Below are 642 nucleotides of genomic sequence, written 5' to 3'. Positions count from 1 at the left end.
GGTGTTTTGGATTTTACGGACGGGTGCGCCTTGGCGAGACCTACATACTGATTATGGTGACTGGAAAAATACCCACCGCCGTTTTTGTCGCTGGAGAGATAAAGGGATATGGGAAAAACTGCTCGAACAATTGGTTAATGACCCCGATTTCGAGTGGTTAATGATTGATGCCAGCCATATTAAGGTTCATCCTGATGCGACAGGCGCTAAAGGGGGTAATCAGGAGATGGGGCTCACAAAAGGGGGCTCAATACCAAGATACATTTGGCCGTGGATGCGCATGGTATGCCGGTCAGAATTGTTATTACAAGCGGTACCCCAGCAGATTGTTCACAAGCTGAGGCCTTAATTAAAGGACTCGATGCAGAGCATCTATTGGCGGACAGGGGCTATGATAGCAATGCAATAGTAGAAAAAGCGAAACAACAGGGCATGCAAGTCCAGATCCCTAGCCGGAAAAATCGGAAGGTCGCCAGAGAATATGATCGTGAACTCTATCGGCTTCGCCATTTGGTTGAAAATGCTTTCCTTCATCTTAAGCGCTGGCGTGGTATAGCCACTCGCTATGCAAAAAATAGCGCGTCTTTTCTTGCCGCAGTGCAAATCCGTTGCCTTGTCCTTTGGCTGAAAATCTCATGACGA

1 pseudogene is annotated in these 642 nt (G+C 47.7%); it reads left to right on the top strand.

The features are described from left to right. A pseudogene (locus tag Xets_RS14145) lies at positions 1–639 on the top strand (IS5 family transposase); the annotation flags it as partial. Positions 640–642 lie beyond the last annotated feature (3 nt).

This window comes from Xenorhabdus sp. TS4 (genome assembly GCF_014467265.1).
Lineage (GTDB): Bacteria > Pseudomonadota > Gammaproteobacteria > Enterobacterales > Enterobacteriaceae > Xenorhabdus > Xenorhabdus ehlersii.
This window is presented reverse-complemented; position numbering and strand designations above follow the sequence as displayed.